This window comes from Microbulbifer sp. TB1203 (assembly GCF_030997045.1).
Classification (GTDB): Bacteria; Pseudomonadota; Gammaproteobacteria; order Pseudomonadales; family Cellvibrionaceae; genus Microbulbifer.
Window position 1 is genome coordinate 150,610 of the sequence record NZ_CP116899.1, and the last position, 22,506, is coordinate 173,115.

The 22,506-nt window shown below is 49.0% G+C and carries 17 protein-coding genes; 2 read left to right on the forward strand and 15 right to left on the reverse strand.

Features of this window, described 5'->3' with window-relative positions; translation table 11 throughout:
* Positions 1-12 precede the first annotated feature (12 nt).
* From PP263_RS00545 to PP263_RS00615, 15 genes are all read right to left on the reverse strand, one after another.
* Entirely contained in the window at positions 13-570 is a 558-nt protein-coding gene (locus PP263_RS00545) for a restriction endonuclease (protein WP_308366440.1), read from the reverse strand.
* A gap of 505 nt (positions 571-1,075) precedes the next feature.
* On the reverse strand, positions 1,076-4,846 hold the full coding sequence (locus PP263_RS00550; RefSeq protein WP_308366441.1) for a hypothetical protein: 3,771 nt from the start codon (positions 4,844-4,846) through the stop codon (positions 1,076-1,078).
* Positions 4,847-4,993: 147 nt separating this feature from the next.
* On the reverse strand, positions 4,994-6,760 hold the full coding sequence (locus PP263_RS00555) for a hypothetical protein (RefSeq protein ID WP_308366442.1): 1,767 nt from the start codon (positions 6,758-6,760) through the stop codon (positions 4,994-4,996).
* Positions 6,761-7,415: 655 nt separating this feature from the next.
* Positions 7,416-7,703: a hypothetical protein gene (locus PP263_RS00560; protein ID WP_308366443.1), complete on the reverse strand. Its 288-nt coding sequence runs from the start codon at positions 7,701-7,703 to the stop codon at positions 7,416-7,418.
* Positions 7,704-8,014: 311 nt separating this feature from the next.
* Positions 8,015-8,257, reverse strand: coding sequence for a hypothetical protein (locus PP263_RS00565; protein WP_183455568.1), 243 nt, complete (start codon positions 8,255-8,257; stop codon positions 8,015-8,017).
* Positions 8,257-8,631 carry a hypothetical protein gene (locus tag PP263_RS00570; protein ID WP_308366444.1) on the reverse strand — a complete coding sequence of 125 codons (375 nt, stop codon included), beginning with the start codon at positions 8,629-8,631 and terminating at the stop codon, positions 8,257-8,259. Before PP263_RS00570 ends, PP263_RS00565 begins: the two co-directional genes overlap by 1 nt.
* Positions 8,632-8,741: 110 nt before the next feature.
* Positions 8,742-9,665 carry a hypothetical protein gene (locus tag PP263_RS00575; protein WP_308366445.1) on the reverse strand — a complete coding sequence of 308 codons (924 nt, stop codon included), beginning with the start codon at positions 9,663-9,665 and terminating at the stop codon, positions 8,742-8,744.
* A gap of 561 nt (positions 9,666-10,226) precedes the next feature.
* A complete protein-coding gene (locus PP263_RS00580; RefSeq protein ID WP_308366446.1) occupies positions 10,227-10,991 on the reverse strand; it encodes a hypothetical protein in 765 nt (254 codons plus the stop codon).
* 71 nt (positions 10,992-11,062) lie between these two features.
* On the reverse strand, positions 11,063-11,608 hold the full coding sequence (locus PP263_RS00585; RefSeq protein ID WP_308366447.1) for a hypothetical protein: 546 nt from the start codon (positions 11,606-11,608) through the stop codon (positions 11,063-11,065).
* 169 nt (positions 11,609-11,777) lie between these two features.
* The gene (locus PP263_RS00590; protein ID WP_308366448.1) at positions 11,778-13,334 is read right to left on the reverse strand and encodes an IS1182 family transposase; all 1,557 of its coding nucleotides are present in this window, start codon (positions 13,332-13,334) and stop codon (positions 11,778-11,780) included.
* Between the two features lie 129 nt (positions 13,335-13,463).
* Positions 13,464-14,081: a hypothetical protein gene (locus tag PP263_RS00595; protein WP_308366449.1), complete on the reverse strand. Its 618-nt coding sequence runs from the start codon at positions 14,079-14,081 to the stop codon at positions 13,464-13,466.
* Positions 14,082-14,090: 9 nt separating this feature from the next.
* Positions 14,091-14,327 carry a DUF2188 domain-containing protein gene (locus tag PP263_RS00600; protein ID WP_308366450.1) on the reverse strand — a complete coding sequence of 79 codons (237 nt, stop codon included), beginning with the start codon at positions 14,325-14,327 and terminating at the stop codon, positions 14,091-14,093.
* A gap of 114 nt (positions 14,328-14,441) precedes the next feature.
* Entirely contained in the window at positions 14,442-14,669 is a 228-nt protein-coding gene (locus PP263_RS00605) for a hypothetical protein (RefSeq protein WP_308366451.1), read from the reverse strand.
* Between the two features lie 494 nt (positions 14,670-15,163).
* Entirely contained in the window at positions 15,164-16,120 is a 957-nt protein-coding gene (locus PP263_RS00610; RefSeq protein WP_308366452.1) for a response regulator transcription factor, read from the reverse strand.
* Positions 16,120-19,602, reverse strand: coding sequence for an ATP-binding protein (locus PP263_RS00615; RefSeq protein ID WP_308366453.1), 3,483 nt, complete (start codon positions 19,600-19,602; stop codon positions 16,120-16,122). Before PP263_RS00615 ends, PP263_RS00610 begins: the two co-directional genes overlap by 1 nt.
* A 334-nt stretch (positions 19,603-19,936) precedes the next feature.
* On the opposite strand from PP263_RS00615, the gene PP263_RS00620 reads away from it, so the two are divergent.
* Positions 19,937-21,085 carry a hypothetical protein gene (locus PP263_RS00620; RefSeq protein ID WP_308366454.1) on the forward strand — a complete coding sequence of 383 codons (1,149 nt, stop codon included), beginning with the start codon at positions 19,937-19,939 and terminating at the stop codon, positions 21,083-21,085.
* Positions 21,086-21,113: 28 nt separating this feature from the next.
* Positions 21,114-22,400: an urea ABC transporter substrate-binding protein gene (gene urtA / locus PP263_RS00625; protein WP_308366455.1), complete on the forward strand. Its 1,287-nt coding sequence runs from the start codon at positions 21,114-21,116 to the stop codon at positions 22,398-22,400.
* Positions 22,401-22,506: the final 106 nt, after the last annotated feature.

The following is a 22,506-nucleotide window of genomic DNA, read 5'->3' on the forward strand; positions in this document are numbered from 1 at the left end:
TGCTTGGCCTTGTTATGCATTTTCGTTTAACCATTCATGGATTGCCTCGGTCCTGCCTGTTTCCACGAGACTGAAATTTTGGACGCCTGGCTCATTTTGCCGAATGAACCAACCAATGTAATCTGACGTTTCAACCCAAGGAGGAGGGCTCGCAGGCAGGGCGCCTAAAGACTTTGTGAAGTAGTTTGTATGCCCATGCTGCACGCCAATAGTGGCTATACCTCGCCTTGATGCATATTCAATTGCACCGCTTTGGAATCCAGAGGTAGAGAACACCATACCCTTATGAGCATTCGAGTCTCTAATTTTTGATTCCAGCACCATAATGACATCGCGTTTCACCGGACTCTTGTACTTTTTGCATTCAATGAGGACTTTGACAATTGCCTGCTCAAATACTGAGAATTCTACATGTACGTCGATCTCGTACTCACCACTGTCTCCTTTTAAGCGTTCAAGGTGAGTCACGGAAAAGCCAGCCAGATTATTGCCAGCGTTCTGTAACCATTCTCTTACCTGCAGTTCAAACTGCTCAGGAGAAATGTCAACGTCTTGAAATTCTCTACTCATGGTACTGATCGACTCATGCATAATATTTATATAGTGGCCCCAAGACCACTTTGCCAAAGACCGATATCTCTTGGTGAAGTTTTACACAGAATGCCCGCGAAGCCCCGCCACGTCAAGACTACAGGACGCGGGTGTGTGGTTCCCGCTTTGGACAAAGTGATTACCGCGCCTACTATCCCATTTCCAGGGAGGTGTTCACGTTCATACAGCGGTTGGCTGTGGCATTACCAGCAAAGGCCCGTGGCGCAGTTCCAAAACCCCTGGGATTAACCAGGCATTATCCAATGCTTATTTGAAATCTCAAGGACTGTACGAGCTGCGAGACGAATGGATCAAGCTTCACCATTCTCAGTGAAACGCCCTGTGCGGACCCGCATGCAGGGTGTTGTGGGGGGTGAGGGTTAGAGACCCTCGGCTACCCGATTATACGGTACTTAGTCTGTAGTCGCCCAAAACCCGGATGAACCGTAAAAATTAGCCCTTAAATGCCTACCTAAATATTCGGCTAATTCAAATCTACAGTCTGATCATGATAATTAGCATCAGAACGATAATGTTCTGCAAGTCCCCTTAATATTTTAGCTGTTCGTGGGTATATCAACTGCACTGATTCTGAGTCCTTTTGATACCCTTCGGCCAACTTCCGCTCTTGTTCTCCACCAGCATATGGATGCCTTGTGGTAACACCCCTGGAATTTAATTTTCCATTGATTATACCATCTTCGAAAGACTCACTTTTTAAAGTTTCTATAATGCCTCTAACTGAATTTTTAGGCCAGATTCCATCCTCTTCATCTGGCCGACATTTGGATAGGTATTTCCCTATATACAGGTCGCCAATTTCTAACCTTCCGCATTCAATTAACTGTTCCCTAGCAACCGAAACCCATTCCTCAATAAAATCATCTTCCGGCAAAAGGTGTAAAGTATCAAGTATATTCCACGCCGCACTAGCAACCTGTTTAGCTTGCTCCTCAGGCATGGCCTCCTCTTCTTCAACACCATCCTTTCTGACAAACACCCACTTTATTAATTGGATAAAGTTCGAAGGGTCCTTTGTAATTGATTTATGAATAAAAGTTGGAGAGAAATCATGATGGCGAAATGCCTTCGCATACAACCATTCAATCTGTAATACCTCTTCGTCACTACATTGACCAGAATCTTGAATAAACTTTATTGCCTGGGTGATATCATGGCTTACACTCTCTATAGGGATTCTATCAATATCCTCAGGGTTAGTAGCGATTTTAATAAGTATTTGATGAGCAAGCTTAGCATCCATATCTCCCGCACTAGCACCTCGGTGAAGAGACTGGGCAAATGCATCAACGGCAGCCACAGGCCTACCATTTCTCAGTAGATTTCTAGAAATGTACTCTACCAATGAGGAATCTTTATCCTGAACAAAGTAATATTCTATTCTATGCCAATAGCTCTCTTGTACAGAAATATCACATTTTTCAAGAATATCGAATGTTTCTTTAATAACAGGGAAATTTACTAACATTTGACTTTTTATGTATGCATCGATGAGAGGATGTTCGCTAAGAATTTTCTTGGCACCTGCAAAGTCGGAATGCGTCATCGCTGAAAAATATCCATTTGAACACTCTTGATAGCTATCATCTTGATCCAACCAAACAACCAAATCATCAATAAAAAAGTCCTTGAGTTTAGACTTGTATAATGAAAAACCTACAAGTCGAGGAAATTTGCAGCTTTCTAATAATTCTTTAAAGCCATCAACCCCAGACTCATCATATAATTCTTCTAGTTTTTCTACTCGCAAGGAATCTAGATATGCTTGCCTTTCTTCATATGGCACTTTTCTTCTTTTTACAGGGTCAATCAGGTCAGGCCAATGGTCATCAAAAAGATATTTCGCATTGAGCACTGGACTATCAAAGTTAAAGTGAAGATAGACCTCTTCTAATTTAGTAACCACCTCATCTGGCCATGCCCAATCTGCATCTGAGAACTCTCGGTGCCTAGAGATTAAATCTCTTAAACGCTGGAGCAATTTCTTTCGGGAATCATCGGATCTATTATCAACATCAACTGATAGTAATTTTCCAATGATTGCTTCGCGCTGAGAAACGGTATAGGAGTCAAAGTTACTGGCCAAATCAATATATCTGTTATCTGGATCTTTGTCGGCTTCAGCGATCATCATGTCCACAATTTTTCCGACATATGAAAAATAGTCGCTTTGTTTTGTCGATTTATTAACCCCTTCAGCCCAATCTTGATAATCTGGACTAGCTAACCCACTAGTCATCCTCGTATTACCAACCAATAAATCACGCATCAATCTCCAGGCAACATCAGGATACTGTTTTAAAAGCACCTCTTTAATAAGATTGGCCCGTTCATCATGAGTAGCAGAGCTATATGTAACCCAACCAATAAAAATATCGACTAAGGATGAAAATGGTCTATTACTGTATCTACCACCTGGATCTATTTCAGACAATCTTGCCAGAGCTTGGCAGACTCTAGTGAGGTAGTTTTTATTCCAAGATATAGTTTCCAAAGCCCATAGAAGATTAGAATGATAGCATCCTCCAGTAAAACTATCTTCGGCTTCTGAGTTAAATAGGCCGAGTAATGGTGAACTTTCACCTAACGAAGAACTATCTACCGCGTCAAGAAAGACTTCTGGAGCGGCTTCAGCCAGGAGCGAGGTAGATCTCCCCAAGGAATACCAAAACTCTGTCGTATTATTTTCTTTAAAAAGCTTGCTAAGCCATAGCTCAATTTTACTTTTAACTGATACTCCTCCAAGCTGAGAGGAATGATCATCACTATAAGTTGACAGCAGAGCTAATGTGTCGGCTATATCCCTTTTTAATAGCCCAGAGTATTTTGGCGTATTACCCTTAACTGAAGCCATCCATCTTTCATCAGGGTCCATGTTATATGACGGGTCAATATCTCCCAATACTTTGCCGCAAATGTCCCCAAGCCTATCGATATGGGACATGGACATTAAATTTCTTATATTCAGCCAAAAGTCAATCTTAGAAATCACTTGCCAAACCGTACCAACTCTACGGATCGGCGTGTCAGAATAAGTGGACAACCTATCTAATTGCTTTTCAAGTTGATCGTAATCCATACCAGATAAAGCGGACAAAATATCTTTGTCATTATCATTATTCAAATTCCACTCAGTAGCGAATAAAGCTGAAAATAAGACATCTGCATCAATTTCTGCTGGCCACTTTGGGGCAATATATTCACGGGGCCTTAATATTTCATGTCTCAGCAAAGGTTCCAAATAGCCTTTAGTATCAGAATATAACTTAGACGCTTGACTATCGTTAAAGCCGAGTTTTTGTATAGCCTCCTGCTGAACCAACCGAGGCCGTTTGTCTAAACGAATAAGAGGGGTCTGCTGACTTGATTCATCCGTGGGCAAAATAACAATGTGATCATTGCTCACAGCATCGCCAACACCGCTTGGCTGAAAATTAATAGGCATTAATATGAGTGGAGATTTAGATGAAGCAATATCATCCCAGGTCGACTGGTCAAGTACTGTTAGAAATTTAGAGCTTAGAGAAGCATCTTTAAATATGACCGAAAGAATAAACCCTTGGGATTCATTAATAGATTTGGCGCATACTGTATAACTAGCGGGATCTCCCAATAAAGAGTCTTTCAAACGATCCGATAGTTCATCCCTGTTGTGAAGGAAGAATTCATCAGTGAGTGAAATTTCTGTGATATTAGAAAACTTTGACCAACTCTGTTCAATATCCCATAAGTTAGAGCACCTCTTTCCTATTAACTGTGCAAACCAACGATGGACTGCCGGGCACTGTTCTAGCCAATCACATAAAACTCTTGCATTAATTGCTTTTACGCTACCCCATTCTTCATCAAGGTTTTTATCGGCTTCCCACTTGGATCTATCCTTCCAATGCCTCGAAGTTACAAATACATAGGTAGTCTTCTTTTTATCAAATGGCTCAGGATCCTTGGTTCTCTTTTCATAATCATCATTAGCTTTAGAGTTAACGCTTTTATCGGTTCCAAATTCCCAAGCTGACACGCCCGAAGGCACAAATAAATTCCCCTGATCAACTTCCAACTCTCCATCCCAGCCTCCTGTAGATACAGAGTCTCCAAACGGGAAATCGATTTTTCTCGGACTGCATGAAGCTAAGATAAGTTTATAAATAAGCTGAGGGAGTAACTCTTCAGATCTACGCTTATCTGTCGCAGTCCAGTTTTTAATGTCATTTTCCGTAACATGCCAACCACCCATAGTTACTCCGTTTTATTGCGCGGTAGTCTTGAGTTCTAATTATATGATCTGTTCAGCCCGCAATGGGTCGAAAGCGAATTTCATCTCTGCATCGTATAACGCCGCCGCCATCACGCGCTTGTCGCGTGCATGGCATTGTTAGCAATATTACTCGGCACAATATATTATTGGCCTTGCGTTCATATCTTTGACCGCATGCGCGAAGGAAGAAATAATCCATAATAGCTGGACAATATTCCCTCTCACAGGCTTTCCTTCTTTTATTTTATTAAACTCATCTGTAACGTCTGAGATCGAAAGGAATGAACAGCATAGGATGCAGCTGCGATTGAGCTTGTAATCTTTAAGCAAGTTCGCCAGATACCATTCAAAATCATCGATGTTGCCCTTTCGTATCCTCGGTATTCTCGTCTGGATACCTTTTCCTGACTTGTAATAATTCTTAAAGGTTTTATCTAATTTCGATAGCATAGCATTCGCATCAAAATACATGTTTCCAAGGTTCTTAATTCCTTGGCCCACAACATCGTGCAAGTTGCTGGCTGATGTGCTGGGGTCACCATGTTTTGAGTGAATAAAGCATATGTTTGAGTTCTCTTTATTAAAGGTTATATGATCTGCCCACTCATCACCTAGATCATCACAAAATATATAATCATCTTCAGCATGAATCTTCTCAATGACATCAAACATTGAGTCTTCTGTAAAATTTTCGCTTTCTTCCGTAAAGCTACCTTTTTCCGAATTGACGGCAGGAATTGCCTCTATTGGTTGAAATATCTCGAGGATGTTGTCGATCTCTGAGACCCCAGAAGAATCTTCGAAACACGACCCCATAAAGTACATGTATTTTGGGTCGTCAAAAGTAACACTATAAAACCCGTGCTTAACAATATACTTTTGAAGGGTTACTAACTTCCCGTTTTCAGACACACGGAACTTTGTAAGGTATTTTGAATATAAAGTCAGACTTTTCTTGTTGGCTCGAATCCGGGAACCGTCATTAACACCGATGATGTTTAAATCTGAATCTATCTCGTATACTTTCTCCAGTGCAGACTCTAGATTTTTGTAGACGCGATTGGAAGCGCTGATGATTTTTCCTTTCTTTGTTTTATATTTTACTGGGACACCATCCTTCTTCAGGCGATCAAACAAGGAAGGACTCTCTATAAGGATGGCATTCGGCGAACAAATCGTTAAGACTTCACTTAGCTCCACTTTACTTGCGAAAGCATCTAAGAAATTTGTATTGCTAGGAGATTCTATTAGATTGATTTGTTCGGAAACCCATACAGCGACATTATCGATTGTTTCTCTACTAGATGATTCAACAACCCGACCAGTTCCTGATATAGATCTGATTTTGGCCCCTTGTCGGAGCTTAAAGTAGTAAGGGATTGATCTTCCTGCTGAGTGAGTAGACAGCAAGCCTTTTAAGTCAGCCGCCTCATACGATCTAGATCTCATTGCGCGATCTGAAACCGTCATATTTCTAAGCGCCAACCTCTGAAATTCTACATCATCATCAGAGAATGACGATGAAAACTCCTTGCTGCCGACAAGAGTAAAGTTTTCGTCCATCAGGTCAAATATGTTGGTACAGCTCTTCTTTAGAACAGCAAGATAGTCGCCAATCTCAATGATCAATATAAATGCATAAACTTTGTCTTCGAAATTATCGTCTAAGAAATAAACTGGCCGACTAGAAGGAAATACCCTAGCTGAATAGATATAACTTAAACTTTGTTCGTCCAAGTTCCGTTCCTGCCTAAACACATCAATTACAAATCCACTATCTGGATTCATATTGTCAGAGGCAGTGTCCAGGATATTTTTAACTAGCTCATCTTCTACAGGCTCATTGACTCTGTAAAATTGTGCATTCTTAGTCAATCTGAGTCTTTCTGGCACTATCCTACCTCCTTGCTAACATTTATTAGTGGTCTCAAAATTGTCTTTACTAAAATTTCAGAAGTTTCTTGAAGAAAGGTCTAAAAAATAGGCATTTCCGCGATATGTCCTGAAAAACTGTGAAGACAATTATGAGACCCTTAATATATAGCGGCCCCCAAGACCACTTTGCCCAAGATCGATATCTCTTGGTGAAATTTTACGCAGAATGCCCGCAAAGCCCCGCCACGTCAAGGCTGCAGGATACGGGTGTGTGGTTCCCGCTTTGGACAAAGCGATCACTGCGCCTGCTATCCCATTTTCAGGGGGAGAGGTAACTACTTATTTCTATTGTGATTTTTGACGATTTTGGATTTTGTGCCGAGATATCGGCCTCAGTGATCGTTTTTCCATTGGCACTCGTGTTGCCAATGCTGCATGAACGATCGAGGGCGTTTATGAAAGACGGCGCTGAACGCGGTGGTTGTCGGCGTACGGATGCGGATGGGTTTCAATAGGGTTGGCGCAAAAAGCCTTTTGTTTAGCGGGTGTCCAATTTTTACGCAATACGCTCACCCGGTTGGGAAGTGCAGGTGGTAGTCCTCCAAGCCCGGCCATTGCTGGCCGGGCTTGGGGATCTTTCCGGCCACCTGCCGGTGGCCGATATTAGTGCGCTCTAGTCGCTGGTCAGAGCTCGGAACAGGTCGTAGCCGTCGGACAGCAACAGGTAGGCGGCTTCGGATACCACGCTGAGCGCGCGGCTATCGGCACTCTGTACGTCGTCAGAGGCGGTGAGTTCCAGCAGTCTCTGGGCAGCGCCCAGACGGTGATTGGCCGTATCCAGTAAATCAAGGGGCTTGGCAGACCGGTCAAAGAAGATGACCGGGTCAGCGGTGGGGTGGGCTGTCAGCGCCTGAAGGCTGTGACAGGGGGAGGGGTTTTGAGTAAACTTCGCGTCAGCCATTGTCGACTCCTGTTTAGTCGGTGATGGTTAGCTGGTCTTGGGTGTTGGTAGCACCCAGGGCCAGCGCCTTTTTTATAAAAGAGACCGGTATTTGGCCTTCTTTCCTTACTTCCTTTGCTGTCCATCCTCTTTGGTAAATTGTAGAGGCTGGATGCATGTACAGTATAAGTGGTCTCTGGTGCTAAATAAAGTATTGGCTGCAAGAATATTTGGATAAGGTCGCGGCTGCGCGCGACTTGATTCGTTAAGCCATCTTTCGCCAGTGGGTGATATTTTGAATATCGGCCAAGTCCTTCTGTTCGGCTTGTTGGCTAGACCTCGTCGCGACTGAAATCTTTGATTTGATCTCCGAAAACAGAGGCTGCCTCTGTTTCTAGGCGCTCTTTCAAGCCGACAACCTCCAAGCAATCATTGCCAGCATCAGCAGCTTCATCTTCATCAGTAGAGTTCTCTGCTATATCTTTTAATCGCTGAATTTCTCTTGAAAGAGATTCTAAAACGACTCTAGCTTCCCAGTCTAAAAGTGAGGTTTTAAGCTCTCGTAGAACACTCATTATGAAACCTGCTTCTTAAATACCTTTTGACACTTCATGGCCAATTTAGAAAGAAGCCCCTTGAACTCATCAAGAGGCATGTTTGAAACTGGACATATACTGTAATGCCCTGGGCGATCATTGATAAGTTTTAGTCCAGTTGGTACGACAGTATGTCTAGGGATTTTCCAAACCCAGCCAGACATAGGGGTAGAGTCTAGTCTTTCCTTGGTTGAAAGTGAAACTCCTTTACCATTTGATACAACAACAAGAATCCCATTGACTTCTATTGTATCTATATCCTTGGGTCTCCGTACATTTGTGAGACGTGGATCTGTAGAGTTTCCAAGACGAAATAGATCCTCTGGCGCCATAAATAAATCTTCAACATTCACTTCCTGTTCTCCTTCTGTTGATTAAGAAATTAAGCTCTAACGCCCGCAGCACGGGCAAATTTGGAGCGCAGCGGAAAATTTGTCCGACAGCAGCGCTTTGTTAAATTTTTTTACCACCATTTTCGGTGCTTCTTCTTTAGGCGTTCACGTTCTTTAAAATTGTGTATATTCTCTTCTATTGGATCTTTGACTTCTGGTTCAACATACACAAGATCTTCATATCCAGTGTGGTATTTTGCCCTTAAATGTTCTTCTGGGACATTAAATAATTGAGAAAGATGTGCGTAATCTAGCGCTGGAGACTTTTCGAGACAGTCTTTAACTTCTGCATTTTCATTTTTGTACGTAAGTATTTGTCCGTAACTTCTAACTCTAAAAATATCAATACACTCTTTTGCACTTTTTTCAAAATTTGAAACAAAATCATATATTTCAATTAGAAGATCGTCAGTCATTTTTATTGCATACTCAGTCAAGTCCATATAAGGCAAAAACTCTTCCTGGCCAACACATTCAATTATTTTTGGATATGACATATCGGCTACCCCATTCTCTGCATGAACCTTAATAATCTTGGGTATGATTATGGCTGCATGTAAGTTTCTTTTCCCCCAAACTTCGATTAGGAAATTGTAGTTCTTCTTCATTGAGTTAATTCTAGGAAGGCTTCTCCATTTATCCTCTAAAGCCTCAGTGTCAGATTTCTCTGGAACTAGAAAAGAAAGGCCACCCAAATCGAGATCTATCTTCGTTGCGCTATGTATGATTTCCTGAACAGCGGATGTTCTTTGCAATGGATCATCAGATAGCTTTCCCTTGTAAGTTCTTTTTATGGAGATAAGTCCTTCAAATGCACCTTGAAAGCTGACTACCCAATTATTCGCCACTTCCAGCTTTTCTTTTTGCGCATCAATATACTTCTGATATTTGACTGAAAATAGTCCGAGAAATGCTGCAAGAGAAGTAATCAAAAAAGGGTAAATATAATCTTTGACTGGGTTACTCTCTTGCTTTAATTCCAGTATTGCTTTCACTAACTCGGACTCTTCACTCATATTCTGTCTCGAAGTGATTAAAATTAAACGCCGCAATCAGTCGCGGACAACTTTGTGCGCATTTTACGCAATAATGGGAGCGCAGCGACCGCGCAAAAGGTGCACAGAGTTGGCCGTCGGCTGCATTGCCTGGTAAATGGATTCACTTGGTGTGCCTCCAATTTCTAGAGGACGTTTTTCCAGATAGACCTAACATTACGCTACCTTGTAAAGCCGGCTTTTTCGACTGGGACCGTCCTCTCTTTCTTTTATTCTTTGATTTCTTAGATTTTTTTGGTTGTTTAGGCCATTTCTCAGAGTGAATAGCATATTTCTCCTCGTGGAGTTTGAGTGCATCCTGAGCCGCAGATAGCAGCTCCACATGACTTCCCAGCTCCTTGTTCCCCAGCTCTATAAGATTTGGTAGGCGCAAAATAGCATTTCGTACCTTTCGGATTGCCTTAACTTTCGCCTCTAAATCTTTAAATTCACTGTAATCCATAGGTCATTTAACAGTTAATTAAGAGTGTGCCCCTTTCGTAGACCTCAGAAAAATAACATTCAGCTAACAGGTGGTGAGTTTTCTTCTGAGTCCGCGTTAAGTTCCTTTTTATGATCGTCTTCGTTGTACTTAATCAATCTAAAGTCTTCTGACTTAGTAATGCAAATATTATTATCCTTTGACGATATTGTAAAAAGCCTACTGCCAAGAACACTTATGTATCTAAATTTTTCAGAGTCTGTAGATGAACATTGGCCAGCTCCTACTACGTAGAAACCTTCCGCACCGTGATCAACAGCCACTTCACCATTCGAATATCCCGTATTAAATGCAACTGTTGGCAAAAAACAGACTATCGAAACCACGAAAACTCTTAACTTGACAGGTATGTTCAATAAAAATTTATTGCTGAATATTATGTATAGAAACAATATCATCGAAATCAAAGGATAAAGGCCACGCAACCGCATGTACCCATCCTCTGTAATAGCAGTATATGCCGAGCCGCCTAAACTTAACAAAACAAGTGCAAAACCATAAAACTTAAGAAAATACGTAAAGCCTTTATTGAGCTTTCCGCTCTTCGCAAGATCTTCATCATACTGTTTTTTTGATACTGTATTGAATCCGTCAATTGCAGAATATATGCCAAGAGCTCCAATTGCTGGCAATGCCGGGTACACTGATACTTTCACTATGTCGGTGATGGCGACATATGAAAGGATATTTAGATCAAACTTTATCCAAAATCCCCAAAGATATGAAATCCCAGAAAATAGTGCCAGGCTATAGAAGAATATTGAAATATCAAATTTTTTGCTCATTGCTTTCTATTGTCGACTCTTAACGTTGCCATAATCGGCAGCCGCGAAGTTCAGGGCCTTGTTAACCGTGATCACTGCACCCACTCCCAAACCAACAAAAAACTCCAATATACGACAGTTGAAGCACCAATAAAAAGTAACGCCCAAAGAATACTCTTCTGAACTGCGGGCATCTGCTGGCTGGGAATGACATTCAAGTACTTGGCCGATGTCTCATCGCATTTACAGTACGCGTGAATCCCGCTCCAGAGAATAGGCGGAAAGTATAGGTACGATATGCTAACCTGTTCCCCAGGTACTAATGTCGGAATAAGGATTTCAGCGGGACCATGTACTTCACCCTCAACTTCATAAGTAAGCTGAGGGAAAAGCCGGAAACTCTTGGGCAAGAAAATATGACCTATCCGAATATTATTTGCGGTTTTTTTTCCTGAATTTCTTACGACAATGCTATGTGTGTTGACATTTGTACCATTGTCATCGTGAAGAGGGATTGCAGAAGCATGAACTAAGTATGTCACTAGCTTTGGCTTAGCTTCAAAATATGCCTTCAATACAAAACCGGCTATCGCGGTAATAACTGGTGCGGCTAGTTTCGCAATTATATCAATATTCATATTTTCAGATAATTTGGACGGTTAACGAGGCTGTAGAAAAACTATTTCGGAGAATCAGCTCTTCCAGCCATATTTTGATTGATCATTGAGCCCGATTTAAACACAGTCCTTTCACATAGTCATCCAATCTGTGCAGTCAATCGAGAGGCTTCGTCAAGAGCCTTCTGGCTCAGTGAATCGCTCCATAATTCATCAGCTTTTCAATGTTATGCACCAAGCAGAACATCCGCCATTGCCCCTGGACCTTGTCCAGGCCGCGTAACGTGAATCGATTTAGGCCCTTGTTGGTGCCTGTATTGCCAAATACCGGCTCCACCACGGACATTCGGTGCCCGTAGATCACCTTTCCTTCCTGGCTGTCGACGCGTCGCTTCATCCAGTCTGTCGCGGTGTGGCCATTGGTCACTGTAATCGATACCTGGCGACCGTGCCCCTCCCTTGTGTCGGCGGCACTTGGATTGCGCATACACTGGTCTTTTAGTTGGCAGCTGCGACAGTCGGTCAGGTTACCTTCAAAGACCAGTTTTCTTTTACCTTTGACAGGTCGAGATTCACCAACGAACCAAAGAGACTTTCCGGCCGGACAGATACAGATCTTGTTCTTGGCATCGATTTGAAATTCGCTGGCCGGGATGATCTTCTTCTGGCCTTTGGCATTGTACTGATTCCGCTTACCATACTTCTTTTTCTGCTTAGAGAAAGCTTTGTCTCTGGATCGGAACTTATTGTCAGGGATGTAGGCGTTGATGTTCTCTTTGCGGAGATAATCATTATTCTCCTCACTGGAGAACCCGGTATCTGCGGTTACGATTACCTGACTTTTGAGGATATCGTCATGGATTCCGGTATCACGATACCGCTTTCTGATACCGTCCAGAATCGACTTCAACGTATGCTGTTCCTGGCCGGAGCCAAAGGCCTGGGCTTCGACAATGATCTGGTGTTCCTTATCGACGGCGGCGATACCGTTGTAGCCCTGTATTGTGCCTTTGCTGGTGGTCATTTTGGCGGATTCGTTATCGGTGATGTTGCTCTTTACTTCTTTCTGGTTCTTTCCTTGCCCCTTCCTTGGGGTTGCCGTCTTTAGGAACTGATCAATCTTGTCGAAGTGCTTTTGGAGGGTTTCAGTGGCCTGGGCGAGCTGCTTCTTTCGGTCTCGCTCTTTGGGCTTTCGCCCGTCGAGCCGTTTGTGCTCTTCGATGCAATGCCGGATCTTCTTCTGGATTTTGTCTCGCTTCTGTTCCAGTTCTTTGAAAGTGCCGGAATGCTCTTTGGAGGCGTCTGAGGGCATCTTGCAGCCGTCAATGGCAAAGAGTTCATTGCCCAGTAGGCCCTGCTGGTCGCAGACAAGCAGTACCTGCTCGAAGACAGACTCAATGGCGTCGGGGTAGCCGCTGACAAAGCTCGCGATACTGGTGAAGTGGGGGACGGCGTCGCAGGAGAGGGCTTTGAAGATGATATTGTTTTCACATTGCCACTGGATCTCGCGACTGGAGGTGATGCCTTTGGCGTAGGCAAGCAGGATGATCTTGAGCAGAATCGCTGGATCGTAAGCGGCTCTGCCGCCCTGATCATTGCTGTATTTGTCGTAGAAGGGGGAGAGGTCGATACGCCCGTCGATCAAACGGTGGAGAGTGAACTCGAAAGTGGCAGGCTGGAGTTGGTCTTCGAAGTTAATGACGACCATGGCGTCCTGGCTGTAGCTGTATTTTCTGAAATTTGGCATATCCCCTCCCTTTGAGGGTCAAATTTTACCAAAAAACGCTGGGTTTTAAGAATTTTTCTACAGCCTGAACGCGTGTAGCTGCGGCAGATTGCGAGCGCAGCGAGTAATTTGTTCGACAGCCTACACTTGTTACATTTTCTTTGCGAACCACTCGTTCATGTGATGAATTATTTCCGAAACTTGAACATCATCAGTAGATTTATGGCCATCCTTCTCGACTACTTCATCGTATAGGTACGCTTGAAAATCATTAAACCGGTCCCATACCATGTTGCCGCTATCGCCTCTACCAAGCTCTTCAGTTATAAACCAATCCCGAACAGAGCAGATTATTTTATCCACTTCGTCATCATGACTTTTAATGTCGCAGCCGGAGAGATCAGATATGGCTTGTTGGAAGCGATAGCGTTCCTTTTCAAGTATCAGTATTTTCTTTTCTTTCCATTTCCCGCCTTTAAGCTTCTTACAGCCGTAATCAATCCCAAGTTCAAAAGGCATGTTCATGCGATAGACCTCTCCTTTTGCTGTGGACACCAGCCTAGACAGGTCATGAATTCCAAACTTTGATTCCTTAATGAGATCAGTGATCTTATCGATTCTATTCTCAGCTGAATCAGCACGCTCTAAAGAAAGTCTAGGTTTGTAGCCGAAATAAAATATTGTAAACACAACGCCAAGCAGAAGCTGTCTAAAATCGTTATCAAAGGGGCAGTTTACAAATACGTTTTTCTCGAAATCACGTGGCATGTTACCGCCTTATTTTTTGTCTTTTGGCGGGTGCAGGTCTCGACCATAGCTATCCTTTTCTCGAATTTTTCCATCCCTACCATGAACGTAAAACTCAGCCTTTTGATTTTTAGCGATGCTACGTCCATGGGTCACGGCCTCCTTCTGAGTAGAAAATACCTTTGTAGCCTTAGTCGAGCCCCCTTTTTTTACTGCCCATCCATCAGAGCTTTTTACAACGTGTTGAGACGGTGGCTTTTTAGCCATGATGAAACCTCCTGTAAATGTAACGATTGAGCTGAGCCGCGCCGCTGCTGAACCGAACGAAGCGCGCTTTGGTCACCGGCGTCGGCTCCAGCGAATTGTTAGATTGCCTCGTGCTCATTCGCCGAAACGCTTCACGAGTGATGCTCTGGCTTCTTCAAGAAGCTGCGCATATTTGGACGAGAACGGTTCGACAAGGTTCTTCTCAAGGCAACCTAATAGTGCCCACAAAGCGTTCCGCTCTGGTGCTTCGAGGCCGGGCAACTCGGATTCGATTCGCTCAGATGCGAGCAATTCGAACAGCACGAGCGCCACATCATCGTCCAGGGTAATTGTTGTGCTCATGACGCTTCCAGCAATCTAACATTTATATAGTGGCCCCCAAGGCCACTTTGCCCAAGACCGATATCTCTTGGTGAAATTTTACGCAGAATGCCCGCAAAGCCCCGCCACGTCAAGGCTACAGGACGCGGGTGTGTGGTTCCCGCTTTGGGCAAAGTGATCACCGCGCCTACTATCGGCGGACGGATGCGGATGGGTTTCAATAGGGCTGGCGTGAAAAGCCTTTTGTCTTGAAAGGTCTAGATATTCCCGCGGAGTTGCGCCTTGATTGTGAACCGCTTTGAAAGCCAGGGACATCTCGGGACTTGTTCATAGACTCCCTAAATAAAGTATTGACGGCAAGAGATTGGCTTCCGTTGTTGGTCTTTTTCTGTGCCGCTATTTGCACATAGCACACCCGCTCGCTGATCGCGGCCAACGGCGGATGGCCGCCCCGCCGCTCCTACAAGGGATGAGTAGTCCGGGCCGCCGCAAACCCGGGCTGAAAAAGGCTTCGCTCAGGAATCCGCATTCAACGTGCGGATGGCGACGCCTGCCGCCGTCGTACGATTCTCCACGCCCAGCTTGGAAAAGATCCCTTCCAGGTGTTTGTTCACAGTGCGCGGGCTGACTGCGAGAATTTCGCCGATTTCCCGGTTCGTTTTGCCGTTGGCAATCCAGAACAGTACCTCTGATTCGCGCTTGGTCAGCGACAGCCTTTCCCGCAGCAGCTCCTCGCCCGCCGGTCGGCCGCCATCCTGCAACCTGAGCAGGCAGGTGCCATCCCGCCGGTGTTCAATAAACCGGACTTCCAGTGGTTTTTGCAGATGCGGGAGTTTCAAGGACTGGCTGGCCGCAGGTTGGCGTGAAAGCCACTGCTGTAACGCTTCTACCAGCTGCCGTTGCCGCTCGCCTTCGGTGGCGCCGGCACTGCTCAGCAGTGCGTAGGTCTGCGGCGTGGCCCACTGCATCCTGCCCTCCAGGTCGACGGTAAACAGGAACTGGCCGGTGGAGTCCAGGGCCTGGTGGGCGCTGCTGGTCAGGCGCGCGTTGGTCAGGTGAACGCGCATGCGCGCCAGCAGTTCGTCGGGCTGGATGGGTTTGGTCAGGTAGTCGACACTGCCGCATTCCAGCCCCTTGACGATATTGTCGGAATCGGTGAGTCCGGTCATAAAAATAACCGGGATCGCCGCCAGCTCCGGGTCGCTTTTCAACAGGCGGCAGGTTTCAAAACCGTCCAGCCCCGGCATCACCGCATCCAGCAGGATCATGTCCGGGCGCAGGCGCCGGGCGATATTCAGTGCCTGGTTGCCATCCAGCGCGACCAGTACGTTGACGCCGGCCTGTTCCAGGGTGTCGTTGATCAGGCTCAGGGTGTCCGGAGAGTCGTCCACGACCAGGACGATATCGCTACAGTTGGCGGAAGGGCCATGTGCGGATGGTCGGACGGCATCAGTGGCGTTGTCGTGACTCATTAACACTCCCTCTCTTCCAGTGCTTCACTCAGTTGTTCAAAACGCATGGTATCGGCCAACTGGCGGAACTGGTCGATACGCCCCGGGTCGGTAATTTTACCCGCGGCGATCTTGTCCAGCGTGGTGTGTACGCCGTTGCGGTAACCGATGCGGGCGTAGGCGAGCAATTCGGTCAGCAACGGATGGTCTGCTAGCGGTTCCTGCACTTCCCGCTTGCCGGGGCGCGCCCGCTGCGGCTGCTTGTCCGCGGCATACTCCCACTGCAGCGCCAGCAAGCGGCCGATGGTGTCGAGCAGCTTGCGGTTGTTGAGCGGCTTGACCAGATAGGCATCGTGATGGGCGGCGTCCGCGCCCGGCCCCCCGGGTTTGAGATGCCGTTCCTGCGCGTCGGCGGACAGCATGATGATCGGTGCGCGGATATCCTGGTCGCGCAGATTTTCCGCCAGTTGCAGGCCATCCATACCGGGCATGCTGACATCGAGCAGGAACAGATCCGGCTTGTGTTGTCTTACCAGGGCCAGGCAGTCCTCAGCGCTCTGGGCTTCCAGCAGGGAAAAACCGAGCGGGGCCAGCAGGTCGGCAATCAGGCCGCGGTGGATGGGCTCGTCGTCCACCACCATCACGGTGCGCCGCGGGCCGACGTAGCCACCGATTTGTTGCGCGGGTATCGCCTGGTGGTGCGCGGAGTCCACCCACGAGAGCAGCAGCGAAACGGTAAAGTTGCTGCCCTTGCCCAGTTCGCTTTCCACCCGCAACTCCCCGCCCATGATTTCCGTCAACAGGTACGAGATGGTCAGGCCGAGGCCGGTGCCGGTAGCCACCGGGGCAACGCCGTTGCGGACCCGCTCGAAGGGTTTGAGGATGCGCGCAATATCGTTGCGGTGAATACCGATGCCGGTGTCGACGATGGAAAATTCCGCCACCTGATTGCGGTAGCGGATATGAAAATCCACCTGTCCCTCGCGGGTGTACTTGATGGCGTTGGAGAGCAGGTTGATGAGTATCTGCCGCAACCGTTTCTCGTCCGCGATGACGGTGGATGGCAGCGGGTTGTGGATATGACAGTAGAGGCGGATACCCTTGGCCTCCGCCTGTGGGAGGAACATGTCCACCATCTGTTCGATCAGCTCCGGCAGGCGCACCTGGTTGCGGTAGATGTCGAGACGGCCGGTCTCGATCTTGGAAATATCCAGCAACCCCTCGATCAGGTCGGTGAGATATTCGCTGCTGCGCCTGATGATGCGCAGCGCATTGCGGTGTCGCTCGGGTATATCCTGTTGCTGGTCGAGCAGCTGTGCGTAGCCGAGGATCGACTGCAGCGGCGTGCGCAGCTCGTGGCTGATGCCGGACAGGTAGCGGCTCTTGGCGCTGTTGGCACTTTCGGCCTGTTCCTTGGCCAGCTGCAGCGCGCGGTCGGTTTCCTTGTGCGCCTCTATCTCGTTCAGCAGCAGGCGCGTCTGGCGGTTGGATTCCAGCTGGGCCACCACGCGGCTGTCATGGGTAAGCAGGAATAGCCAGGACAGCACCCCGGCCACCAGCAGCAACACCACGAACAGGGTCCACAGGGTGTCCTGCAGCAGTTTGGCCTCGGCGGCGGTGGCCGGCTGCATCTGGCTGTAGACCAGGGCAAAAAAACCGGCGATGCACAGGCTGACGCCCATCAGCAGCAGGGCGAAGCGCCCCAGCCGCGAGTCGATGCCGTTGACGATCGGCTCCGGCAACAGCATTTTCAGCAATGCGACAAGCTGTCGTGAAAAACGCGCGTCCGGCTTGCAGCTGTCCAGGCAGCGGGAATCCAGCGAGCAGCACAGGGAGCAGATGGGGCCCCGGTAGGCGGGGCAGTGGCTCATATCTGGGGACTCGAACTGGTTTTCGCAGATGCAGCAGGTGAGCGGCGACTGGTTTGCCTGCGGCGTTTCTACCGCGGGAATGACTGCTACCTCACCGGGCGCCAGGGGAAAGTCGGTGTGGCGGGCGAGATAAAAGCGGCCGCGGGTGGCGATGCCCAGCAATGGCACCATGACGAAGCAGATCGCCAGGCTGATAAAACTGGCGAAGTTCTTCGCTCCGTCACCGAGGTAGCCGAGGTAGCAGACAATGCCGATGGCGGAGGCGAACAGCATGGAGCCGACTCCCACCGGGTTGAAGTCGTACAGGTGCGAGCGCTTGAACTCCACATAGGAAGGGCTGATGCCCAGCGGCTTGTTGATCATCAGGTCGGCGGACAGGCAGCCGAGCCAGCTGATGGCAACGAGCGAGAAAATTCCCAAAACGCCTTCCAGTGCGCGGTAAATACCGAGCTCCATCAGGATCAGCGCGATGCTCACGTTGAACACCAGCCAGACGACGCGGCCGGGATGGCTGCGGGTCAGCCGCGAGAAAAAATTCGACCAGGCAATGGACCCGGCGTAGGCGTTGGTCACGTTGATCTTCATTTGCGAGATGATCACCATCACGCCGGCCAGCATCAGTGACATGGTGGGGGACTGGGTCACGTAGTTGAAGACCATCTGATACATGTATACCGGGTCGGTTGCCTGGCTTGCGGAGGCACCGCCGGTGAAGGCGAGGTAGGCGAGGAAGGAACCGAGCAACATTTTGATCAGCCCGATCAGTATCCAGCCGGGACCGGCCAGGGTGAGCCAGAACCACCATCGGTAGCGATTCTCGCGGGTTTTTTCCGGCATGAAGCGCAGGTAGTCCACCTGCTCGCCGATCTGCGCCACCATGGCGAAGAAGACAGACGCGGCGGCGCCGAACAGCATCCAGTCGAAACTGTGACTGCCGGGCGTCTGTTGTGGCGCGAACTGAGTCCAGTCTTCCACGCGGGAGAGTTCGAACCAGGCCGCCGTGAAAAGCGCGAGGCATTGCAGCAGCAGCCACAGGGGTTGGGTGCCGATCTGGAACTTACTGACCGCGTGAATGCCGTGGGTCACGATGGGGATCACCGCGAGCGCGCACAGGATGTAGCCGATGAATGGAGGAATACCGAACAGGGCGTGCAGCGCGGAGGTGAGGATGGCGGCTTCGATGGCGAAAAAGATAAAGGTGAAGGAGGCGTAGATCAGCGAAGTGATGGTGGAGCCCAGGTAGCCGAAACCGGCGCCGCGGGTGAGCAGGTCGATATCCAGCCCGTGTTTGGCGGCGTAGTAGCTGATCGGGAATCCGGTTATGAAGATCACCGCCGCCACAGCGAGCATCGCGGCCACGGTGTTGGTAAAGCCGTAATTCAGGGTTACCGATGCGGCTATGGCCTCCAGTGCCAGGAACGCCGTGGCGCCCAGTGCCGTTTTGGCGACCTGTTCGATGGACCAACGGCGCCCGCGCACCGCGGTAAAACGCAGCGCGAAATCTTCGAGCGTCTCGTCTCCCACCCACTTGTTGTAATGCCGCCGGACGCGGAATACCTGCTGTGCGGGTCGCATGGCCTGCCTGTTGTCGTTATCGTTGTTGCCCGTGAACATTTCAACCACCGGGGTCACTGCCTAATACCGCTACCTTGAGCGTTGTTTCAGCCGTAGGATGGGCAAAGGAGCGTAGCGACGTGCCCATCTTCCGCGGCCTTGATGGGCACGCTACGCTTTGCCCATCCTACAAATATGCCGATTTGCGGCTTAAGGTAGCGATATTAGGATCACTGCCTTTCAATCCGGAGGCCTGCAAATTCCCCCTTCCTTAGTATATGTCGTCGTGTTCCTGAAAAAACCGTCAAATGACGTAGATGCGTAGGTCAATCTGCGTATGGAGCCCCTGTAGTCCCCGACGAATAATCGGTACCAGCAAAAAACAACCGATCGATAATCAAGGGGGGCAAGTATGGAACAGTTGATCAACAGGCCGCACGCGCGGCAAGGCGGGGCCTTGTGGCGCAGCACCGGCATACTGGCGGCGCTGGGGCTGGCAGCGGCACCGCTGCCGGCACTGGCGGGCAAGAAGGTGGAAATGGAAGGCGGGCAGTGGTTCAGCATCGGCGCCGGCTTCCGTTCGCAGTTTGAATCCGTCGACGGCGACAGTGACTTTTCCCTGCCGGATATCCGCGTCTATACCGCCGGCCAGTTGCACGAGAATGTGAAGTTTACCTTCAACCTGCAGCAGCGGGACGGCGACAGCGTCGATGTGCTCGATGCTATTGCGCAGTTTGAGTTCTCGCCCCAATTCAATATCTGGGCCGGCCGCATGCTCACACCCGCGGACCGTATCGAGATGAGCGGGCCCTATTACGCGTTGAGCTGGAACCAGTACCGCCAGCCCCTCTATCCGTCTGACCAGGGTGGCCAGGCGGGTCTTATCGGCCGCGATGAAGGGGTTACCTTCTGGGGCACGGCCGGCAAGTTCCAGTATGCGGCCGGTGCCTTCTACGGCCTGGAAGATTACAGCAACACTGACGACAAACGCCTGTACGCCGCGCGCTTTGCGTATAACTTCCTGAACATGGAAGCCAATCCCGGCTACTACACCAGCTCCACCTACTACGGTGACCTCGGCAACATCTTCACCCTGGCCCTGTCGCTGCAGAGCCAGGCCGACGGCACCGGCAGCGCGGAAAGCGCCGGTGACTTCTCGGGTTACACCCTCGACCTGCTTTCCGAAACCGTGCTCGGCGGCGGTGGCGTAGTGACGGTGGAAGCGGAATACAAGAGCTTTGACACCGACTATACGCTGGCCTCTCCGCCCTCCGCAGGCGACTGCTTCTGCCTGTTTGACGGCGATTCCGCCTTTGTCACCGCCGCTTACCTGTTCTCCAACAGCACCGGCCCGGGCAAATTCCAGCCCTATCTGCGTCTGGTGGAAAACGATCCCTCCGATGCCGACAGCAGCAGCTCTGCCGAATTGGGACTCAACTACGTGGTTAACGGCCACAACACACGCTTCAACCTCAGCTTTGTCAGTGGCGATGCCAACGCCAGCGGCTACGCCGGCGACGATGTGGACATTATCAACCTCGGTATGCAGGTGCAGCTGTAAGGACCTGTCAAAAAAGGAGATCAATCTTATGAACGTAAAAAAATTCGTCACCGGACTGGCACTGGCCGCCGGGACCAGCGTATTGAGCGCGGCGGTTATGGCTGCCGACACCATCAAAGTCGGTGTGCTGCACTCCCTGTCCGGCACCATGGCCATCAGTGAAACCACCCTCAAGGACACGGTCCTGATGATGGTGGACGAGCAGAACAGGAAGGGCGGCCTGCTGGGGAAAAAACTCGAGGCGGTGGTCGTGGACCCGGCCTCCGACTGGCCGCTGTTTGCGGAGAAGACCCGCGAGCTGCTCACCAAGGAGAAGGTCGACGTTATCTTCGGCTGCTGGACCTCTGTGTCGCGCAAGTCCGTGCTGCCGGTGATTGAAGAGCTGAACGGCCTGATGTTCTACCCGGTGCAGTACGAGGGGGAAGAGTCCTCCAAGAACGTCTTTTACACCGGAGCGTCGCCGAATCAGCAGGCCATTCCGGCGGTGGATTACCTGATGAACGACCTGGAAGTGGAGCGCTGGGTACTGGCGGGCACCGACTACGTCTACCCGCGCACCACCAACAAGATCCTCGAAGCCTATCTCGAGGCCAAGGGGGTCGACAAAAAAGACATCATGGTCAACTACACCCCCTTCGGTCATTCCGACTGGCAGAGCATCGTCGCCGACATCAAGAAGTTCGGCGGCGCGGGCAAGAAGACCGCGGTGGTGTCCACCATCAACGGTGATGCCAATGTGCCTTTCTACAAAGAGCTGGCCAACCAGGGCATCAGCGCGGAAGACATTCCGGTGGTTGCCTTCTCTGTGGGCGAGGAAGAACTCTCCGGCATCGATACCCGTCCGCTGGTCGGTCACCTGGCGGCCTGGAACTATTTCCAGGGCGTGGACAGCGAAGCCAATGAGAACTTCATCCAGCAGTGGAAGAAATTTACCGGCGATGAAAAGCGGGTAACCAACGATCCCATGGAAGCCACCTATATCGGTTTCAACATGTGGGCCAAGGCGGTGGAAAAGGCGGAGACCACCGATGTGGACGCGGTGGAGCAGGCGATGATCGGTATCGAGTTCCCGAACCTTTCCGGCGGCGTCGCCAGGATGAACAAAAACCACCACTTGTCCAAGCCGGTCTTTATCGGCGAGATCCAGGACGACGGCCAGTTTGAAGTGGTCTGGGAAACCGACGGCCTGGTGGCCGGCGATGCCTGGTCCGACTTCCTGCCGGGCTCCAAAGACCTGATCGCCGACTGGACCGCGCCCATAAAATGCGGCAACTACAACACCAAGGCCAAGGCCTGCGGAGGCCAAGGGCAGTAATCCATCTGCGGTTTGCCAAAATATAAATAATTCAAGGGCATTTCTAAAAATTCTTTTCTCGTCACCCCCGCGAACGCGGGGGTCCAGTAGCCACGGGGTTTCTGGA